The organism is Mesorhizobium sp., from assembly GCF_004962925.1.
Classification (GTDB): Bacteria; Pseudomonadota; Alphaproteobacteria; order Rhizobiales; family Rhizobiaceae; genus Mesorhizobium.
In genome coordinates, this window is the sequence record NZ_SUEO01000041.1 from 13,680 (window position 1) to 31,847 (window position 18,168).

An 18,168-nucleotide genomic window follows, 5' to 3' on the forward strand; every position below is an offset into this window, starting at 1 on the left:
GGGCGCGGTGCGAGCCGATGGCGAAGCGGTGGACCTCGTCGCGCAGCCGCTGGACGAAATAGAGCACCGGATCGCGCACAGGGAGCGAAAACGAGTCCCTGCCCCTGACGAAGAAGCGTTCGCGGCCGGCGTCACGGTCCTGGCCCTTGGCGATGCCGATTGCCACGACACGGTCCTCGATGCCGAGATCGGCGAGTACTTTTCGCACCGCCGTCATCTGGCCCTGGCCGCCGTCGATGAGGATGACATCGGGCCAGGCCGGAAAACCGCCGGTGTCCTCGATGTCGTCCTCCTGTTCACTCGGGGCAGCATCCGCCACCTGTTCGCTCTGCGGCGCATCGCCATGTTCCTTCAGCAGCCGGGAAAACCGCCGCTCCATCACCTCGCGCATCATGCCGAAATCGTCTCCCGGTGTGATCTCGGTCGAACGGATGTTGAATTTCCGGTACTGGTTCTTGACGAAGCCTTCCGGCCCGGCGACGACCATGGCGCCGACCGCGTTGGTGCCCATGATGTGCGAGTTGTCATAGACCTCGATGCGCACCGGCGGCGTTTTCAGGCCGAAGGTCTCGGCGAAGCCAGCCAGCAATCGTCCTTGCGTCGAGGTCTCGGCCAGCCGGCGGCCGAGCGCCTCGCGGGCATTCTGGAGTGCGTTGTCGGTCAAATCCTTCTTCTCGCCGCGCTGCGGCACCAAGATCGCCACCTTGCGGCCCGCGCGGGTCGACAGCGCCTCGGCCAAAAGTTCCTGGTCCTGGACACCATGCGACAACAGGATGGTGCGCGGCGTCGGCTTGTCGTCATAGAATTGCGCCAGGAACGAGCCCAGCACTTCCGATCCCTCCAGCGCCGGATCGGCCTTGGGGAAATAGGCGCGGTTGCCCCAGTTTTGGCCGGTGCGGAAGAAAAACACCTGGATGCAGACTTGGCCGCCTTCCTGATGGATGGCGAAGACATCGGCCTCGTCGACGGTCTGCGGGTTGATGCCCTGGTGGCTCTGCACGTGCGACAGCGCCGCCAGCCGGTCGCGATAGATGGCGGCCCGCTCGAAATCGAGATTTTCGGAGGCCTGCTGCATGGCGGCGGAAATATCGGTCTTCACCTTCTGGCTGCGGCCGGAGAGGAAGTCCTTCGCCTCGGCGACCAGCTTGGCATAGTCGCCATGCGAGATCTCGCCGGTGCATGGGCCGGCGCAGCGCTTGATCTGGAACAGCAGGCACGGCCGGGTGCGATTCTCGTAGAAGGAGTTGGTGCAACTCCTGAGCAGGAAGGCACGCTGCAGCGAATTGATGGTGCGGCCGACCGCGCCGGCCGAGGCGAAGGGGCCGAAATAGTCGCCCTTGCGCGAGCGCGCGCCGCGATGCTTGTAGATGCCGGGCGAGACATGATCGCCGGTCAGCAGGATATAGGGGAACGACTTGTCGTCCCGCATCAGCACATTGAATCGCGGCCGCAAGCGCTTGATAAGGTTGGCTTCGAGAAGCAGCGCTTCGATCTCGGTGCGGGTAACGACAAATTCCATCGTCGACGTCTCGCGCACCATGCGGCCGATGCGGCTGGTGTGGAAACGGCCTTGCGCGTAATTGGTCACCCGCTTCTTCAGGCTGCGCGCCTTGCCGACATAGAGCACGTCGCCTGCGGCATTCATCATGCGGTAGACGCCGGGCGCGTTGGGCAGCCGTTTGACCAGCGTCTGGATGACTTCGGCGCCGACCATGCCGTCGGCATCGCCGGCATGCGGCGTCCAATCAATGGCCGTGAAGGCGACGTCAGGGCCACTGGGACCGGGAGCTGACGGCTCGACGATCTCCTCCGCCGCCTCGTCCTCGATATCGACATCGGGGGGCAAGTCGTCGGCGGCGCCGCCTCGTTTGTGTTTCTGGTCCATGGGACTCATTCAACAATGCCTGTCACATCCGGCGTCTGCCATGCAAGGTGCTGGCCGCCGTCGAGCGCGATCATCTGGCCGGTCACCGAGCGCGCGCCCCAGAGATAGCGGATGGTGGCGCCGAATTCAGGCAATTCCGGGCCGCGCTTCAGGATCAGCCCGTCGACCTGCGCGGCAAAATCGCTGTCGTCCTGACGCGCGCTCTTCAGCGTCGGGCCGGGGCCGATGGCGTTGACGCGAATACGGGGTCCCAGCGCTTGCGCCATCATCTGCGTCTCTGTCCACAAAGTCGATTTCGACAGCGCATAGGAAAAATAACGTGGCGTCGGGCGCCAGACGCGCTGGTCGATCATATTGACGATCAGCCCTTCCTGGCCTTCCGGCAGCGCGCGGGCGAATTTTTGCGCCAAAAGTGCCGGGGCCTTCACATGGATGGCGAAGTGGCGGTCCCAGGCAAGCCAGTCGAAGTCCTGAACCGTATCGTCCACGAACAGCGAGGCATTGTTGACCAGCAGTGTAACAGGTCCGAGCGCGGCTTCGGCGCGGCCGACCAGGTCGCCGACCGCTTCCATGTCGGTCAGATCGGCGGCGACCACGGCGGCGCGGCCATCCTGGCCAAAATGGCCGCCATTGATCCGCGCGGCCAACGCTTCCGCCTCGGCCCGCGAGCGGTTGCAATGGATGGCGACGGCAAAGCCGTTCGCGGCCAGATCCTCCACGATCGCCTTGCCGATCCGCTTGCCCCCACCCGTTACCAGTGCCGTTCCAGCGGCCTTGCTCATCCTGTCAATCCTCAATGGGCCTCGATTTCAGCCCGCCGGCGAAATATGGCCGGCCAAGCGTTAAATGCCGTTCGTACCTTGGGCAGCATTGTGGCAAAGCGGCCGGATCGGTCTTTCGGCCCTGGCCGGGACTCGGCCTGACAGACCGCAATATAGGGCGCTGGACTCCTTGCTCCAAGCCGTGTTCAGCGCGGCATGGCAAAGCCTCCTGACACCATCTGTTGCGCGGATGCAACGTCAAAGTTCGGCCTCATTCGTGCCCGGTAATGACCCAAGTTCAGGTTCGCTTCAGCCGTATTTTGACACGACATTCGGAACCGTTGAGCGCCAGATCCGTTTTTCCCCCCGGCGGGTTGAGGGCGCTCGTGAAAAGCAAGCCTGTGCCTGTGGCTTAAGGAGTAAAGAACAATGCAAGCCAATCTTAAATTTGCGCGACCGCTGGCGGTGGCGTTCGGGCTTTTCGCCCTCGGCGGAACCGCCTATGCTGCTGACGTGATCTCGGAAGAGCCGCCGGCACCCGCCCCGATCGCCGAACTTCCCGTCGCGTCCTGGGCCGGTCCCTATGCCGGTGTGAGCGTCGGCTACGGCTTCAGCGGTCATGCCGATGCCAAGGATGTCGGCGTCGACGTCGGCACCGACGGTTTTGTCGGCGGCGTCTTCGGCGGCTATCAGTGGCAGCAGGAGAACTTCGTGTACGGTGCTGAAGCCGATATCGGCTATAGCGGCATCGAGGGCGATGACGCTGGCATCGAGTCTAAGGGCGGCTTCGAAGGCTCGCTGCGCGCCCGCCTCGGCTACGCCGTCACCCCGGAGATCCTGCTCTACGGCACCGCTGGTGGCGCACTCAGGAACCAGAAGATCGAAGCCGCTGGCGTCAGCGACACGAACACCATGCTCGGCTGGACGGCCGGCGTCGGCACCGACATCAAGATCACCGACAATGTGTTCGGCCGTGTCGAGTACCGCTACACCGACTTCGGCGACAAGGACTTCGACGGCATTGGCAAGGTCAAGTCCACCGACAACCGCGTCACGTTCGGCGTCGGTATGAAGTTCTAAAGTCGTCCAAGCCACGACACGAAAAAGCCGGGCCTCGTGCCCGGCTTTTTTTGTGCCCGGCGCCTGCCTTCCGATGCATCATCTTGCGGTGCGAGGGCATCTCGCCTGTCGACGCAACCACGCATGATCTCGACGTCAGCGTCGAGCCAGCATTCGGTCGATCAAGACCAGGACTTCGGCTGCTGCGATAAAACCGAGAGCGATCACGACGACATTTGACATGACCCCGACCCAGCCATTCGCGGACACATCTATGAACGGGTAAGCGTATTTCCCTTCAGCCACGCCACGAGCCAGGGCATAGGCCAGATACACCAGGGGATAGAGCGCCCAAAGAAGCGGATCGCGCCACGAGAGCGCCCCCTTTCGCGTGAACAGCAGCCAGAACAATACGACAAGAACAGGGTTGAGCTGATGGAGCAGAAAGTTTGCTTCGGCGGTGGCGCCAGCCAAGGTGCGCAGCCCTTGGAGCAGCAACGCGAAAATCACGCCGACCAAGGCCATGACGGCAGCCACCGCCGCCACCAGCCGCGGGTGATCGAAACGCCCCCCGAGGAGTGCGACGGCTCCGAATACAACGGCGATAAGACCGTTGCTCAGGATCGTAAAATATCCCATCAACACCCATAGCGAGCCGAGCATCGAGGCGCCGCCTTTCATCAGGGTGCTGAGTTCAAGGCCAATGCCAGCGCAAGCGGACAGACAAATAACGAGTGCAAGCAAACGACAGATCAAATCGCCACCCGTTGGTTGGCTCCCGGCCTGGAAGACCACGATAGGCGCAGGCTGAATATCTGTCGACGAAATCCCGTTGATCAAACGCAGCCGCCTCGCAGCAGGGCTCGAGATTCAATCCCTCACCCCGGAACGCAGGGTTTCAACTCCGGAAACTTCTCGTCGAAGCGCGCCGCCCAGCGGATCAGCCGGTTGCGGCCCTTTTCCCATTTTCCGGCAAAGCGCAGTGAGAGATAGCCAAGGCAGGCGCGCAGCGCCATCTGGCCGGCGGTGATCTTCTTCGGCAGCTTTGGTGGATTGGCGTTGAGCAGATCGAGCGCACCGGTGATCTTCGCCCACTGGCGGTCGAGCCAGGGCTGGTAGACCATGTCTTCGGGGCGCGTGCGCCGCTCATAGACCATCGACAGCGCGCAGTCGCAAATGCCATCGGCCAGCGCTTCAAGCACTTCCGCCTCAAGGCGCTTGTCGGGATTGCGCGGAAACAGCGCGTTTTTCGACATGCGGTTGAGATGCTGAATAATGGCGCGGCTGTCGTGGATCGAACGGCCGTCGTCGAGCACCAGCGTTGGAATCTTGCCGAGAGGGTTGGCGCCGATCAGCTCGGCCGGCTTGTCTTCGGTTTTTACCGGCACGAGATCGATGGCGATGCCGGCATAATGCGCAGCCATGCGCACCTTGGAACTGTAGGGGGACGTGGAAGCGTAGAGCAGTCTGGGCATGATCGGGGTTCCTGTTTGCCGGCGGCACTGTTGACCGATCAGCTTGCGCCGATCAACGGCCAGAAGCGGAAAAACCAGCCGCCAGCAGGCAGCAGTTGTCTCAATATCGATCTAGACGCGATAAGCCGCGGTGCAGCAGCAGACGCGAGTAGATCTGTCCTTCCGGGCGCGAGGAAATGCCCCACCGGACTTCGCCGTACGGCGAAGCCCTGGGAGCTGCGAAAAGCTGTCTTCCCTCCGCCTCTGTCTAGTCGCCCGAGCACCGAACCAGCGAGCGAGGCGCCTGTCCGGCACCCGCCTTCAACTGTCCTCAGTACTGTCCTCCGCGTGCGAAGAAACGCGACTACTTCTTGGTCTTCGCGGGCGCTGCTTTCGCCTTCGGCTTGGCCGCAGGCGCTGCTTTCTTCACGGCTGCAGAAGACTTCGCTGCCGCCGCTTTCTTTGCGGGCGCAGCCTTCTTGGCCGGTGCAGTCTTGGCAGGTGCAGCTTTCTTCGCTGCCGGCTTTGCTGCGGCCTTTGCAGCTGGCTTCTTGGCCGGAGCTGCTTTTGCCTTGGCCGGCGCAGCCTTGGCCTTGGCAGGTGCCGCTTTGGCCTTGGCAGGTGCTGCTTTCTTCACTGCCGGTTTTGCCGCGGCTTTCGCGGCCGGCTTCTTGGCCTGCGCTGCTTTTGCCTTGGCCGCGGCGGCCTTTGGCTTGGCAGCAGGTGCCGCTTTCTTCACAGCGGTTGCGACTTTCGCCGCCGCTGCTTTTGCCGGTGCTTTCTTTGCCGGTGACTTCTTTGCCGGTGACTTGGATGCCGGCGCTTTGGATGACTGTTTAGCCATGTCATGCCCCTTCCGTTGTGCCGACGGCCATTAGTGACCCGGCGTGCAATGCATATCTGACTCGCGGCTTGCTAGCCAGCGAAGCATCAGCATGAATTTTGCAGTTTAAGTTTTGGTTACAGGCGACACAAGCTCGTGCTGATTTCACAAAATGCCGCTGCTGCTCTTCGACCTTTGCCGAGGATTTGCGACAGACATTCTGCCCGCTTTGCCGGAAGCAATCCCGCTACGAAACGCTGAAGGTTAGCAAGCGTTTTTGCTCGTCGATCATCGACCGGCAACATCATGATGCGCTGCTTCATTGATCTCATCGTCTTGTGCAAACGGATGATCTACAAAAGTGACAAAAGCAAAGCGCGATCCGTTCTGCGCTATGAGCTTGCCTGAGCTCTATGAGGGCAACGGCCTTCGCTCGCATCATTCCTTTTTGCCAAGATTGACAGATTACTCCATATCACAGAGTATTCTGCAGTACGCGGGAGAAGCGCAATGTCCTTCGCGCGAGATCGAGTAGCGCTGGCCGAGATCAGTGAGACTGAACGCCGGACACCACAGCAGGCCCGATGATGGCTGCCGACGAAATCATCCACCAGAGCGTGCGGCTCAGGATCATGGCGGCGCTGAATTCTCTGGAAAGGCGCGAAGCGCTGGAATTCACCCGATTGAAGGCCATCGTCAATGCGACTGACGGCAATCTCGGCGGGCATATAGATACACTTGCCAAGGCGGGATATATCGATGTCGAAAAGCTGTTCGTCGGACGCCGGCCGCAAACGCGCGTCAGGGCAACGTCAATTGGACGACGCGCCTTTCGCGGTCACGCCGCCTTCCTTCGCAAAATTCTCGATGAGGCGGAACAGCCAGGTAAACGCGATCAGCGTAGGACGCGGCAGCGGCCGTTGTAGACCATCCAGCGGTCGAAGCCCGAGACGCAGAATTCGACATTGTCGCCGATCGAGGCAAAGCCCTGCCCTTCCTCGATCAGATACCAGATGGTGCGGGCGCGGCCGTCGGAGAGGCTGACGGTGGCGCCGCAATAGCGGCGGCCGATCGGCCAGGTTTCGTTGGCCGGGAAATAGCGGTGCTGGTGGACGCGCTGGAAATCGGTGATCTCGACGTCAGGCAGATTCGGCACGTGATGCACCTGGTAGGAGAAGCGGCTGGTGATCTTGTTCAGCACCCAGGCCTCACCGCAAACGCCGCTGTCTTCGTCGGTATAGACGGCAAGATCGGCCGCCTTTGCTGCCTGGGTGACAGCGAGGGATATGCCGAGCGGCGTGCAAAGGGCGATCAGTGCGGCAAGGGCGGATTGGGCGAAGCGAGTCATGGCAGCCTCTTATGGTCGACTGCGCGCACTGTGCGGATTCGCTCGCGCGCGGTCAAGCGGTTGTAGAGACGATGGTTTCTTAGTTTGAAATTGCCTTCAACCGAGGCAGGCGCACGGATACCTCTGCCGCCCTACGCCGCCAGCCATTCCAGCGTCCAGTGCGCTGGCTGCTCGACCACGAGAAGGCTATGTAGCGCCGGCAGCAGCGTGCGCAATTCGCCTTCCAGCGTGAAAGGCGGGTTGACCACCACCATGCCGCTGCCGTCGAGGCTGGGCTCGGCCGAAGGCGGCCTGATCTCGAAGCCGATATCGAGCAGCTTCGGAATGCCCGACTGCACCAGCGCCTTCCGGAAGGCGGCGACCGCCTTGCGGTCCTTGACCGGATACCACAGCGCATAGATCCCGCCCGGCCAGCGCCTGTGCGCTTTCTGCAGCCCGTCGACGATGCGGGCGAACTCGCCCTCCTCCTCGAACGGCGGATCGACCAGCACGAGGCCGCGCTTTTCCTTCGGCGGCAGATGCGCGCCGAGCGCCAGCCAGCCGTCGAGCTCGATCACCCGGGTCTGGAAATCGCCTTGGAATAGCGCCCTCAGCTTCGCGGCATCCTGGCGATGCAATTCGATCGCCGACAGCCGGTCCTGCTTGCGCATGAGATGACGCGCGATCAGCGGCGAGCCCGGATATTTTTTCACACCGCCTTCGGGATTGAGCGAACGGACGGCTTCCAGATAGGGCGCCAGAAGTGCTGCCGCCGGCGCGTCGAGTGCGGCATCGACCAGCCGGCCGATGCCGCCTTGCCATTCGCCGGTCTTCTGCGCTTCGGTCGACGACAGGTCGTAGCGGCCGATGCCGGCATGGGTGTCGATGACGCGAAACGCCTTGTCCTTCTGTTTCAGATACTCGACGAGCCGGCTCAGCACGACATGCTTGACGACATCGGCGAAGTTTCCGGCGTGGTAGGCGTGGCGGTAATTCACGAGCTAATTCGACCCCCTGCCCCAGCGCGGCGCTGGCGGCTGCGAATTCGGATTTTGCGGCCGGCCGCGGCCGCCGAAACGCAGCGCCAACAGCAGCCCGATCAGGCCGGCCGCCATCAGCGAAAACCCGACCGGCCGCGCCCGGCTGTCGATCTCGCCGACGCCGGAGCGCAGTACGAGATCCACCGCCCGCATCTCGATGCCTTCGGCGTCGCCGGGGCCAACGGTGAAGGTGTAGGGACCGGGGCCGACCGTCGCGATCAGGCCTGCCTCGTCGCGGAAGATCTTGTCCGGCAGTTGCGGACTGACCTGGCGCGGATTTTCCGAATGGGTGAATTGCAGCGTCGCGGCGAGCACCGTCCTGCCGCCGGCGGCAGCGGTCAGCGTCAGCACCGTGCGTTGTTGCGAGACGACGATGCGTTCGGCCCTGGCGGTGAGATCGACCAGCACCCGCACCGGCGCGTCGCGAGCGGCCAGCGGCACCGTCACCGGCTTGAACCGGCCCTGTTCGTAGACCCGCCAGGTGCCGATCTCATGGCCGGAGAAATTGGTCATCGCCCAGGGATAGACGACGCCGATGCCGGTCCCGGCGAGCAGAATCAGAAGAAACAGAAAGCGCATGCGCTCAACTACCTAGCCTTCTTGTTTGACCATGATCTCGTCCGAAAACCGGGTCCACTTTTTGCTTCGCTGACCTTCGGTTCGGGATCATGGTCTAGCGCCGTCGCGGGCACGTTCCATCTCGTCCAGGAGCCATGTCGAGGCCGAGATCGAATGTCGTATCGAATTCGGCGGTGCCAAGATAGACAATAGCATTGGCCCCACGGGTGAGAACCGGTTTTGGCAAAATTCGAATGATCTGAGACCGAACGGAGGATCAGCTCTTCCTCTTCTGGAGGCCGGATTCCAATGCGCGCTTTCCAGTCTCATCGAACAAATGCAAATGTTGCGGCGGGAAAGCCACCGTCACCGTCGGGCCGGCAGTAAGCGCAGCCCGGTCGAGCGTGAAGACATTGAACGGCAGGCCGTGCAGGCCAAGGTGCAGAATAATGCCGAAGCCGGTCGGCTCGATCAGGTCGACCGTCGCCCTCAGGCTGCTCTCCGAAGCCGGCGACATCTCGACATGCTCCGGCCGGATGCCGAGTGTCACCGCCGCGCCTTGCTCCAATTGATAGCCTGACGATAGCCCAATCAGCGTTCCATCGGGCAATCGTGCGCCGGCCGTGGATCCGCCGAACTCGTAGCGTGCCGACAGAAAATTCATGGCCGGCGATCCGATGAAGCCGGCGACGAACAGGTTGGCCGGGCGGTCGTAAAGCTCCAGCGGGCTCCCGACTTGTTGCACCACGCCCTCATGCATGGCGACGATCCGGTCGGCCAAGGTCATCGCCTCGATCTGGTCGTGAGTGACATAGATCGAGGTCGCGCCGAGATCGCGGTGCAGCTTCTTGATCTCGGCCCGCATCTGCTCACGCAAGCGCGCGTCCAGATTGGACAGCGGCTCGTCGAACAGGAATGCCTTGGGCTGTCGCACGATCGCGCGGCCCATCGCCACGCGCTGGCGCTGGCCGCCCGACAATGCCTTCGGCCGCCGCGCAAGCAGCGGCTGCAGCTCAAGCTTCCTGGCCGCATTGCTGACAGCGGCTGTGATCTTCTCGCGGGCGGCCTTCCGGATCCGCAGACCATAGCTCATATTCTCGGCGACGTTCATGTGCGGGTAGAGCGCGTAGGACTGGAATACCATGGCGATGTCGCGGTCCTTGGGTGCCCGCTCATTGACGCGCACGCCGTCGATCCGGATCTCGCCTTCGGTCACCTCCTCGAGCCCGGCGATCATGCGCAGCAGCGTGCTCTTGCCGCAGCCGGACGGCCCCACCAGCACCACGAACTCGCCGTTCTCAATCGCCAGGTCGACGCCGTGCAGCACGGAGACAATGCCGAAATTCTTGCGAACGTTGCGGATGTCGATCGATGCCATGAGACCTCACTCAGCCCTTGACTGCGCCGGCCGTCAGGCCCTGGACCAGATAGCGCTGGATGAACAGGAAGAAGAGGCAGGCCGGGATCAGCGCCAGCACGCCGGCCGCCATCATCTGCCCGAAATCGACCGAAAACTTCGATACGAAGGTGAGCAGGCCGACCGGAAACGTGGCGGCGCTGTTGCCCGAAATCAGCATCAGCGCGAACAGCAGTTCGCTCCACGCGGCGGTGAAAACAAAGCCCAGCGTCGCGGCAATGCCCGGCAGCGTCAGCGGCAGGATGATCTGGCGAAACGCCATGAACTGCGTGGCGCCATCGATCTTGGCCGCCTCCTCCAGCTCCTTGGGAATACCGTCGAAGAACGACTGCATCAAGAATGTCGCGAAGGGGATGTTGAAGGCGGTGTAGACGACGACCAGCCCTGTCAGGCTGTTGGTCAGCCCGAGCGGCGAGAGCATCTTGAAGATCGGTGCGACCAGCATCACCAATGGAAACATCTGGGTGAGCAGCATCAGCGCGACCAGCCAGTATTTGCCGCGGAAGGTGAAGCGTGACAGCGCATAGCCAGAGAGAGACGCGAGCAGTGTCACGATCACCGCCGTCGCACCGGCAACGATCATGCTGTTCCTGAAGAAGATCGGGAATGCGCTGTGGGCCAGCACGAAGCGGAAATGCTCAAAGCTCATCTGCGACGGCCACATCCGCACGCCCTCCGAATAGAGCAGGTCGTTCGGCGTGACGGATACTTTCAACAGCCAGAACAGCGGAAACAGCGCAAAGACCACGTAGCAAAGGATCGCCAGGCGGTGCAGTGCGGTTCCGAAGATCGAATACCTGTTCATCTGGTCATCCCCCGATCCATCAGGCCCGATCCATCAGGATCTGCCGCAGCATGACGATCAGCATCGAATAGGCGAGCAGCAGGACGAGCAGCACCAGCGCAATGGCCGAGGCATAGCCGAAATCAAGGGCCCTGAAGGCTTGCGTGAAGATGTAGCTTGCGACGATCTGCGTGCGGTCGGCCGGCCCGCCGCTGGTCATGACGATGATCAGGTCGGCGAAGTTCGAGATCCAGACGGTGCGCAACAGCACGGTGATCGCAATGGTCGGCGCAAGGAACGGCAAGGTGATCGACGTGAACCGCCTGACGGCGCCGGCGCCGTCGATCGCCGCCGCTTCGTAGAGGTCGCGCGGGATGGCCTGGAGCGCGGCCAGCAGCGTGATGGCGAAGAAGGGAATGCCCCACCAGACGTTGGCGATGATCGGTCCCCACATGGCGAGCTGCGGATTGGAAAGGATGTTGGCCGGCTCACTCATGAGGCCGAGGGCATAAAGCCAATGCGGCAGCGGTCCGATGACGGGATTGAACAGCCACGCCCAGTTGAGCCCGGTGAGGAAGGTCGGCACCGCCCAAGGCAGGAACACCAGCGCCTGCGCGATGGCGCGGCCGGCAAACGGCCGGTCGAGCAACAGCGCCAGGATCAGGCCGAAGACGAATTGCAGGAAGACGGATGCACCGGTCCACCACAGCGTGTTGCGCAGCGCGCGATAGAAATTGTCGTCGTCATAAAGGGTGCGAAAATGATCGAGCCCGACATACCCGCCAGAGAAGGGATTGAGCAAGTGCACGTCGCGGAAGGCGTAGGACAGGCCAAGCACCAGCGGCGCCAGCATGATGGTGACGATCAGAATCAGCGCCGGGGCGGTGTAAAGGTATGGCTCGGCGTGGCGCATGATCCGGTCGACCAGCGACCGGCGGCGCGATTCCGGGAGGCCGGCGGTGGCGTCAAAAACCATCAGCTAACGCTTTCGTTCCAATTGGCCATCGTTCCAATCGACCATGGACGAGACCTATCGGAGCCGCCCGAGATGGGCGGCTCCGATGCTCGCGGTCCGCCGTTTATTTCTTGGCCAGGAATTTCTGCTGCGCCTTGGTCAGATAGTCGGCCCACTGGTTGGCCATTTCCTCGGGCGTGATATCGCCGAGCAGTGCCTGTTGACTGGTCTTGATGACCATCGAGTCCTTGAAGAAGGCGAACTCCTCGAGATAGGTCGGCATGACCGTCGGCACCGCATCCTTGTCCTCGAGTTCGGCGAACCAGCCCTTGAACTGCTCGCTCGCGTAGAACGGATCCTTTTCGGCCGACTTGTGGACCGGCAGCGCTCCGGTGCGCTTGTTCCACTCGACATTGCCCTCAGGCCCTTCGAGCGTTTCGATCAGCTTCCAGGAGAGGTCCTTGTTCTGACTGGCCGCCATCATCGACCAACCGGCATAGCCGATTGTCGGAAATGTCTTGCCGGCTGGCCCCTTCGGCATCGTCATGACGCCGTAGTCTTCCGGCTTCATCCGCTCGGCGATTGCAATCAGCGCGTCTGGATCCTGATCGAGCATCGCGCAGGTGCCGGTGTAGAAACCGGCGACGATTTCGTTGAAGCCCCAGTTGACGCTATCCTTCGGCGCCAATCCCTTCTTGTAGAGATCGACAACCCAGGTCAGTCCCTTGACCCAGCCTTCGCTGTTCATGGTCGAGGTGCCGTCGTCGTTGAAGAATTTGTTGGACCCGGCCATGGTTGCGCCGAACATCATCCAGCCGTTGAGACCGCCCGGCCCGCCGCGCAGGCAGTAGCCATATTTGCCCGGAAGCTTGGAGACTTTCTCCGACGCCGCCACGAACTCGTCCATCGTCTTGGGCGGCTCGGCGACACCAGCCTCCTGGAACAGCTTCTTGTTGTAGAACATTGCCCGGAGATAGAAGCCATAAGGCAGCATGTAGGCGGTGTTTTTCACGTCGCGGCCGAGTTCGAGCGCGCGATCGGTGAGGCCCGAAGTGTGCTCCCATTTGGCAAGATAGGGTTCTAGGCTTTCGAGAAGGCCGTTGTTGGCATAGAGCGACAGCCACGTGTCCGGCATCTCCATGACGTCGGGGATTTCACCGGCAGACACCATGGTCGCGAATTTCTGGAACGCCTCGCCCCAGGGCAGCGAGATGACCTCGACCTTCGTGCCCGGGTTGGCGGCCTCGAATTTGGAGACGATCGATTTCAGGGTTTCGGTGCGCTCGGGGCTGGTGATCACCTCCACGAGTTTCAGCGTCGTGTCAGCGAGTGCAGCACCCGACATCAGTACGGTGGCGAGTGCCGCGATAAGAAGCTTCTTCATTTTCCGTTCCCTTCTTGTCTGGTTGCTTCAGGTCTTTTCTTCGGAAGCAGCTGTGATCGCCGTTTCCAGGTCACTCCACAGCGCCTCGGTTCCCTCGAGGCCGACATGGAGACGCACGGACCGCGGATGAACGCCGAACGCCATCGCGGAATTGGGTTGGGCCTTCTGCTGCAGCACGACCTCGCCGGGCACGATGAGGCTTTCGTGGCCGCCCCACGACACGCCCAGCTTGAACAGCTTAAGGCGGTCGGCAAACGTCCGGATGTCGATGCCGTCGCGGAAGACAAACGAGAACAGGCCCGACGTGCCGGTGAGCCCTGCGGGAAGCAGGTTGGCCAACCCCGGATGGCAGACCTTCTCGACGATCCGATGATCCTGCAGACGCCGTGCGATTTCGAGGCCGGAGGCATGATGCGCGCGCATCCGGATCGGCAGTGTGCGCAAGCCGCGGATCAAGAGCCAGGCATCGAATGGCGACAGCTTACCGCCGAGATATGGATAGGCTTCGGCGCGGATGCGGCCGATCAAGTCCTTCGAGCCTGCGACCACGCCAGCCACGACATCGCTGTGGCCGCCCAGATACTTGGATGCGGAGTGGACCACAATATCGACGCCGAGCGACAGCGGCCGCTGGAAGACCGGGCTGGCCCAGCTGTTGTCGATGATGGTCGGGATGCCACGGGACTTCGCCAGCGCAGCGAGCGCACCGATGTCATGCGTTTCCATGACCCAGCTGGTCGGGCTTTCCATATAGAACAGCTTGGCGCCAGGCAGGGCGCTTGCGACGGCATCTTCGTCGCGCCCGTCGACATAAGTCACCTCGATGCGCATGCGCGCGAGCAGCGTCTCGAACAGCCGGAACGCGTCCGGGTAGATGTGCCTGACCGCGACGATGCGGTCGCCCGGCTCGACGAAGCTCAGCACCGCCGACGAGATGGCGGACATGCCGCTTGCGAAACCGATAGCGTCCTCGGCGCCTTCCAGCTTTGCGAGCATTTCCTCGAACATGCGCACGGTCGGGTTCAGCCCACGCGTGTAGGTCGGCCGCACTTTTTCACCACGGTATGTCTCGAGCATCTCGTCATAGTTCGGGAAGGTAAAGAGCGAGGTCTGCACGATCGGCGGCACGACGGCATCGAAGGCGTTGCCCTCGTCATGCGCGGCGATCAGCGATGCCTGGTCGAAAAAATCGGGATCGTTCATTTCGACATTTCCTCGATATCCTCTTCCACGATCTCGAGGATCTTCAGCGTTTTTTCCCGCGCCAGCTCCGCGTCCCTGGCGACGATGGCATCGAACAACTCGCGGTGATGCGGGAACGATCGCCGGGCGAAATCCTGGCGGTCGAAAGGATGGTCCCAGAAACGCTCGAACGCTTCGCGCATCTGCCCCAGGAGCTGCCGGAAAAGCGGGTTGTGCGTGGCGTCGTAGACGGCCAGGTGAAAGGCCAAATCTTCTGGGCCCGACGTGCCGGTGGCAAGATGGACGCGCTCCATCTCGATGAGTTTTTCCTCGATCGTCCGCAGATCGTCGGAGGTGCGCCGCCGCGCCGCAACCATGCTTGCCTCGGCCTCGATGCCGCGGCGCACCTCGAGGGTGTGCAAAAGACCGTCGCGCAACTCTGCCGTATCGAGCGACAGCGGCAAATGGATTGTGCCGGCGGATATCGGCTTGAGCAGATAGGTGCCGCTGCCTTTGCGGGTCTCGGTGACGCCGAGCGCTTCGAAACGCCCCATCGCCTCGCGTATCGTCGAACGTCCGACGGAAAGCGCGGCCATCAATTCGCGCTCCGTCGGAAGCCGGTCACCGCTCTTCAGCGCGGCGCGCTCGACATAGTCGGCGAGCGCTTCCATGACCTGCTTGCCGCGATCCAGCGGCGGGAGCGTGGCGATTGCCACACGCGTGGCAGGTGGCAGTTCGCCGCGCGCTCGCATGGGCACCTACGTTCAAAATTGGTCTGACATCTTAGCAGTTTTGCGCGCGATCATCCTTTCGTCAAGTGGCCTGGGCAGTGTCTCAGTTTGAATTGCGGCTCATGTCCATCCGGTGAATGGTTTGCCTGTCGCAAATGTCCCTCTAAAAAAATGGATGTTTCGCGACCGATTTTTGCGACAGCCGCAAGGACCGCTCGTCGCCCGAATGCGACGGTCATGTCGGCCGTAGCCAGCAGGACTCGGAGTGGGCAAGCTGAGTGGTGAACCAGCCACGTTTCCGACGAGAGACCGTGCGGTCGACTTCTCAGGCCAATCCGTGCCAAAGACGCAATGTGCGGATCAAGGAGCCGAATGTGATGCCATTGGATGGTGTACGTGCCTTGGTATTCGACGTCTTCGGCACTGTCGTCGATTGGCGCAGCGGCGTGGCGCGCGAAGCTGAACCGTTCCTGAAGCGGCATGGTGCGGGAACGGCCATTCCTACCGCTTTCGCGGATGCGTGGCGCCGCCGTTACTCCCCAGCGATGGAGGAGGTGCGCAACGGCCGGCGGCCCTTTACACGGCTCGACGTGCTGCATCGGGAGAACCTGGAAGCTGTTTTGCCAGAATTCGGGGTCGACCTGGCTTCGGTGCCAGCGTCCGAGTTGGACGAACTGAACCTGGCATGGCACCGATTGGAGCCATGGCCGGATGCGGTGGCCGGCCTCACACGGCTGAAGGCCCGCTATATCATCGCGCCGCTCTCGAACGGTAACATCGTCCTCATGCTCAACATGGCGAAGCGTAGTCGCATCCCCTGGGATGCGATCCTCGGCGCCGAAGTGGTGCAAGCGTACAAGCCGATGCCGGAAGCTTATCTTCGCACCGCTGACGTCCTGGCAATGAAGCCAGATGAGATCTGTCTCGTGGCCGCTCACAATGGCGACCTTGCAGCGGCCCGGGCATGCGGATTGCGAACAGTCTTTGTCCCGCGTCCGACCGAGCACGGGTTAGCGCAGACGACGGACCTGCACCCTGATCAGGCCTGGGACCTGGTGGCCAGCGACTTCATTGAATTGGCTGAACGGCTTCAGCTGTAGCGTGTCTCAACGATCAGCAAACCACCCCCTTCCGGCAGGCTTTACGCCTTGCGTTCCCAGCGCCGATCTGATGTCTGCTGCCAGTAGGTGACCGCGTGGCCGGCTTCCTTCATCGTCTTCCAGTGCGAGCGCGCCGCCTGGACCTGGGCTGCATCGTGGCCGTCGAACAGGAACACGGCGCGCTCATAGCTACCAAGCTCCGGCGGCGCCGCGCCGTCGACCAAGAAGCGTATCTGCGCCTCGTTCGGATTGTCCTGGCCGGTTGTCAAAAGGATCGGCTGCTCGGCCAGATGGGATTCGCGGTCCGTCGCGTGCGCCAGGAACGAATCGTCCCTAAAGGTCCAAAGATGCTGGTCCAGCACGTCGCGCCGCTCCTCGGTGCCGGTTTGCACCACGGCGCGCCAACCACGATCGACGCTGCGCTCGAGCAGGCCGGGCAACGCATCCTCCAGCGTCGATTCGGTCAGGTGGTAGAACAGGACGTCGGCCATGATCGTGCCTTAAAAATCCTCACCCCTCGTAGTTGTCGCGCACCAGCCGGTCGAGCAGCCTGACGCCGAAGCCGGAGCTCCATGACTGGTTGATCTCGCTGGACGGCGCGCCCATCGCCGTGCCGGCGATGTCGAGATGCGCCCAGGGTGTATCCTTGACGAAGCGCTGCAGGAACTGTGCCGCGACGATGGCGCCGCCGTGACGGCCGCCGATGTTCTTCATATCGGCATTTTTCGAATCGATCAGCTTGTCGTATTCGGTGCCGAGCGGCATCCGCCACACTCGTTCCTGCGTCGCCTGCCCGGCGCTCGTCAGCCTGTCCGCCAGTTCGTCGTTGTTGGAGAACAGCCCGGCATAGTGCTGGCCGAGCGCGACCATGATCGCGCCGGTCAGCGTCGCCAGATTGACCATGAATTTCGGCTGGAAGCGATCGTTGCAGTACCACAGCGCATCGGCCAGAACGAGGCGGCCTTCGGCGTCTGTGTTGAGCACCTCGATGGTCTGGCCCGACATCGAGGTGACGATGTCGCCGGGGCGCTGCGCATGGCCGTCGACGGCATTTTCCACCAGCCCGATGACGCCGACGACATTGGCCTTGGCCTTGCGGGCAGCCAGCGCGTGCATCAGCCCGGTCACGGCGGCCGCGCCGCCCATGTCACCCTTCATGTCCTCCATGCCGGAGGCCGTCTTTATCGAATTGCCGCCGGTGTCGAAAGTGACACCCTTGCCGACGAAGGCAACCGGGCTGTCCTTGGCTTTGCCGCCGTTCCATCGCATGACGGCTATGCGGGCGCCACGTGGCGAGCCTTGCGCGACGCCGAGCAGCGCGCCCATGCCGAGCTTCTTCATATCCTTCTCGACCAGGATCTCGACCGTGACGCCGAGCGCTTCCAGTTCGCTGACGCGGGCGGCGAATTCCACTGGCCCGAGTATATTGGCCGGTTCGTTGACCAGGTCGCGCGCCAGGAGCACCCCGTCGATCACCGCCACCTCGTCGGCGAAGGCCTTTTTCGCCGCCGCCGGATCGGTGGTGTGGATGGTCACCTTAACTGGCTTTTTGGGCTCGGCCTTCTTGCCATCGCGCTGGCCGTCATTATTGTCCTTTTTCGTCTTGTACTTGTCGAAGGTATAGCTACGCAGAAGGATGCCCGCGGCAAGCTGTGCCGCTTGCCTGCCGCCGACGTCAGCATCCGGCAGATCGAGCACGACGGCCACC

The 18,168-nt window shown here is 62.4% G+C and carries 20 protein-coding genes; 4 read left to right on the forward strand and 16 right to left on the reverse strand.

Annotated elements, in window-relative coordinates; all coding sequences use genetic code 11:
• A partial coding sequence (gene uvrC, locus E5W87_RS11270; RefSeq protein WP_292397033.1) for an excinuclease ABC subunit UvrC occupies positions 1–1,894 on the reverse strand: 1,894 nt, incomplete at its 3' end.
• Positions 1,891–2,667 carry an SDR family oxidoreductase gene (locus E5W87_RS11275; protein WP_292397035.1) on the reverse strand — a complete coding sequence of 259 codons (777 nt, stop codon included), beginning with the start codon at positions 2,665–2,667 and terminating at the stop codon, positions 1,891–1,893. The genes uvrC and E5W87_RS11275, both read right to left, overlap by 4 nt.
• A gap of 408 nt (positions 2,668–3,075) precedes the next feature.
• Here E5W87_RS11275 and E5W87_RS11280 point away from each other — a divergent pair, with 408 nt between their 5' ends.
• Positions 3,076–3,726, forward strand: a complete 651-nt coding sequence (locus E5W87_RS11280; protein ID WP_292397037.1) for an outer membrane protein — start codon at positions 3,076–3,078, stop codon at positions 3,724–3,726.
• Positions 3,727–3,861: 135 nt separating this feature from the next.
• Here the strand turns inward: E5W87_RS11280 and E5W87_RS11285 are convergent, their stop codons facing one another.
• Positions 3,862–4,545, reverse strand: coding sequence for a Pr6Pr family membrane protein (locus tag E5W87_RS11285; protein ID WP_292397039.1), 684 nt, complete (start codon positions 4,543–4,545; stop codon positions 3,862–3,864).
• A 38-nt stretch (positions 4,546–4,583) separates the two neighbouring features.
• Positions 4,584–5,180, reverse strand: a complete 597-nt coding sequence (locus E5W87_RS11290; RefSeq protein ID WP_292397041.1) for a glutathione S-transferase — start codon at positions 5,178–5,180, stop codon at positions 4,584–4,586.
• A gap of 551 nt (positions 5,181–5,731) precedes the next feature.
• Here E5W87_RS11290 and E5W87_RS11295 point away from each other — a divergent pair.
• Complete coding sequence (locus E5W87_RS11295; RefSeq protein ID WP_292397043.1) at positions 5,732–6,037, forward strand: hypothetical protein; 306 nt, start codon at positions 5,732–5,734, stop codon at positions 6,035–6,037.
• An 82-nt stretch (positions 6,038–6,119) separates the two neighbouring features.
• Here the strand turns inward: E5W87_RS11295 and E5W87_RS11300 are convergent, their stop codons facing one another.
• A complete protein-coding gene (locus E5W87_RS11300) occupies positions 6,120–6,305 on the reverse strand; it encodes a hypothetical protein (RefSeq protein ID WP_292397045.1) in 186 nt (61 codons plus the stop codon).
• Between the two features lie 261 nt (positions 6,306–6,566).
• Here E5W87_RS11300 and E5W87_RS11305 point away from each other — a divergent pair, with 261 nt between their 5' ends.
• Positions 6,567–6,908 carry a transcriptional regulator gene (locus E5W87_RS11305; RefSeq protein ID WP_292397048.1) on the forward strand — a complete coding sequence of 114 codons (342 nt, stop codon included), beginning with the start codon at positions 6,567–6,569 and terminating at the stop codon, positions 6,906–6,908.
• Here E5W87_RS11305 and E5W87_RS11310 read toward each other — a convergent pair.
• The 9 genes from E5W87_RS11310 to E5W87_RS11350 all read right to left on the reverse strand — a co-directional run bounded on the left by E5W87_RS11310 (position 6,878) and on the right by E5W87_RS11350 (position 15,381).
• Positions 6,878–7,330 (reverse strand): hypothetical protein, encoded by a 453-nt coding sequence (locus tag E5W87_RS11310; RefSeq protein ID WP_292397050.1) that lies wholly within the window; start codon positions 7,328–7,330, stop codon positions 6,878–6,880. The genes E5W87_RS11305 and E5W87_RS11310 overlap by 31 nt on opposite strands.
• 131 nt (positions 7,331–7,461) lie before the next feature.
• Positions 7,462–8,307, reverse strand: coding sequence for a 23S rRNA (adenine(2030)-N(6))-methyltransferase RlmJ (locus tag E5W87_RS11315; RefSeq protein ID WP_292397052.1), 846 nt, complete (start codon positions 8,305–8,307; stop codon positions 7,462–7,464).
• A gap of 3 nt (positions 8,308–8,310) precedes the next feature.
• Positions 8,311–8,928: a hypothetical protein gene (locus tag E5W87_RS11320; protein ID WP_292397056.1), complete on the reverse strand. Its 618-nt coding sequence runs from the start codon at positions 8,926–8,928 to the stop codon at positions 8,311–8,313.
• Between the two features lie 256 nt (positions 8,929–9,184).
• A complete protein-coding gene (locus E5W87_RS11325) occupies positions 9,185–10,285 on the reverse strand; it encodes an ABC transporter ATP-binding protein (protein ID WP_292397057.1) in 1,101 nt (366 codons plus the stop codon).
• Positions 10,286–10,295: 10 nt separating this feature from the next.
• Entirely contained in the window at positions 10,296–11,129 is an 834-nt protein-coding gene (locus tag E5W87_RS11330; protein WP_292397060.1) for a carbohydrate ABC transporter permease, read from the reverse strand.
• Positions 11,130–11,148: 19 nt separating this feature from the next.
• On the reverse strand, positions 11,149–12,021 hold the full coding sequence (locus E5W87_RS11335) for a carbohydrate ABC transporter permease (protein ID WP_292397086.1): 873 nt from the start codon (positions 12,019–12,021) through the stop codon (positions 11,149–11,151).
• Between the two features lie 166 nt (positions 12,022–12,187).
• Positions 12,188–13,447, reverse strand: a complete 1,260-nt coding sequence (locus tag E5W87_RS11340; protein ID WP_292397063.1) for a sugar ABC transporter substrate-binding protein — start codon at positions 13,445–13,447, stop codon at positions 12,188–12,190.
• Positions 13,448–13,474: 27 nt separating this feature from the next.
• The gene (locus tag E5W87_RS11345) at positions 13,475–14,650 is read right to left on the reverse strand and encodes a PLP-dependent transferase (RefSeq protein ID WP_292397066.1); all 1,176 of its coding nucleotides are present in this window, start codon (positions 14,648–14,650) and stop codon (positions 13,475–13,477) included.
• The gene (locus tag E5W87_RS11350; protein WP_292397069.1) at positions 14,647–15,381 is read right to left on the reverse strand and encodes a FadR/GntR family transcriptional regulator; all 735 of its coding nucleotides are present in this window, start codon (positions 15,379–15,381) and stop codon (positions 14,647–14,649) included. The genes E5W87_RS11345 and E5W87_RS11350 overlap by 4 nt, the downstream gene beginning before the upstream one ends.
• A gap of 356 nt (positions 15,382–15,737) precedes the next feature.
• On the opposite strand from E5W87_RS11350, the gene E5W87_RS11355 reads away from it, so the two are divergent.
• On the forward strand, positions 15,738–16,460 hold the full coding sequence (locus E5W87_RS11355; RefSeq protein ID WP_292397072.1) for a haloacid dehalogenase type II: 723 nt from the start codon (positions 15,738–15,740) through the stop codon (positions 16,458–16,460).
• Between the two features lie 41 nt (positions 16,461–16,501).
• Here E5W87_RS11355 and E5W87_RS11360 read toward each other — a convergent pair whose 3' ends face one another.
• Complete coding sequence (locus tag E5W87_RS11360; RefSeq protein ID WP_292397074.1) at positions 16,502–16,951, reverse strand: DNA polymerase III subunit chi; 450 nt, start codon at positions 16,949–16,951, stop codon at positions 16,502–16,504.
• Between the two features lie 19 nt (positions 16,952–16,970).
• The coding region (locus E5W87_RS11365) for a leucyl aminopeptidase (protein ID WP_292397077.1) at positions 16,971–18,168 on the reverse strand (1,198 nt) is incomplete at its 5' end.

Coding starts and splice junctions, on each gene's coding strand:
- E5W87_RS11275 (WP_292397035.1), bottom strand. CDS start 2,667: ATGAGCAAGGCCGCTGGAACGGCACTGGTAACGGGTGGGGGCAAGCGG.
- E5W87_RS11280 (WP_292397037.1), top strand. CDS start 3,076: ATGCAAGCCAATCTTAAATTTGCGCGACCGCTGGCGGTGGCGTTCGGG.
- E5W87_RS11290 (WP_292397041.1), bottom strand. CDS start 5,180: ATGCCCAGACTGCTCTACGCTTCCACGTCCCCCTACAGTTCCAAGGTG.
- E5W87_RS11300 (WP_292397045.1), bottom strand. CDS start 6,305: ATGAAGCAGCGCATCATGATGTTGCCGGTCGATGATCGACGAGCAAAA.
- E5W87_RS11305 (WP_292397048.1), top strand. CDS start 6,567: ATGATGGCTGCCGACGAAATCATCCACCAGAGCGTGCGGCTCAGGATC.
- E5W87_RS11310 (WP_292397050.1), bottom strand. CDS start 7,330: ATGACTCGCTTCGCCCAATCCGCCCTTGCCGCACTGATCGCCCTTTGC.
- E5W87_RS11320 (WP_292397056.1), bottom strand. CDS start 8,928: ATGCGCTTTCTGTTTCTTCTGATTCTGCTCGCCGGGACCGGCATCGGC.
- E5W87_RS11325 (WP_292397057.1), bottom strand. CDS start 10,285: ATGGCATCGATCGACATCCGCAACGTTCGCAAGAATTTCGGCATTGTC.
- E5W87_RS11330 (WP_292397060.1), bottom strand. CDS start 11,129: ATGAACAGGTATTCGATCTTCGGAACCGCACTGCACCGCCTGGCGATC.
- E5W87_RS11335 (WP_292397086.1), bottom strand. CDS start 12,021: ATGCGCCACGCCGAGCCATACCTTTACACCGCCCCGGCGCTGATTCTG.
- E5W87_RS11340 (WP_292397063.1), bottom strand. CDS start 13,447: ATGAAGAAGCTTCTTATCGCGGCACTCGCCACCGTACTGATGTCGGGT.
- E5W87_RS11345 (WP_292397066.1), bottom strand. CDS start 14,650: ATGAACGATCCCGATTTTTTCGACCAGGCATCGCTGATCGCCGCGCAT.
- E5W87_RS11350 (WP_292397069.1), bottom strand. CDS start 15,381: ATGCGAGCGCGCGGCGAACTGCCACCTGCCACGCGTGTGGCAATCGCC.
- E5W87_RS11355 (WP_292397072.1), top strand. CDS start 15,738: ATGCCATTGGATGGTGTACGTGCCTTGGTATTCGACGTCTTCGGCACT.
- E5W87_RS11360 (WP_292397074.1), bottom strand. CDS start 16,951: ATGGCCGACGTCCTGTTCTACCACCTGACCGAATCGACGCTGGAGGAT.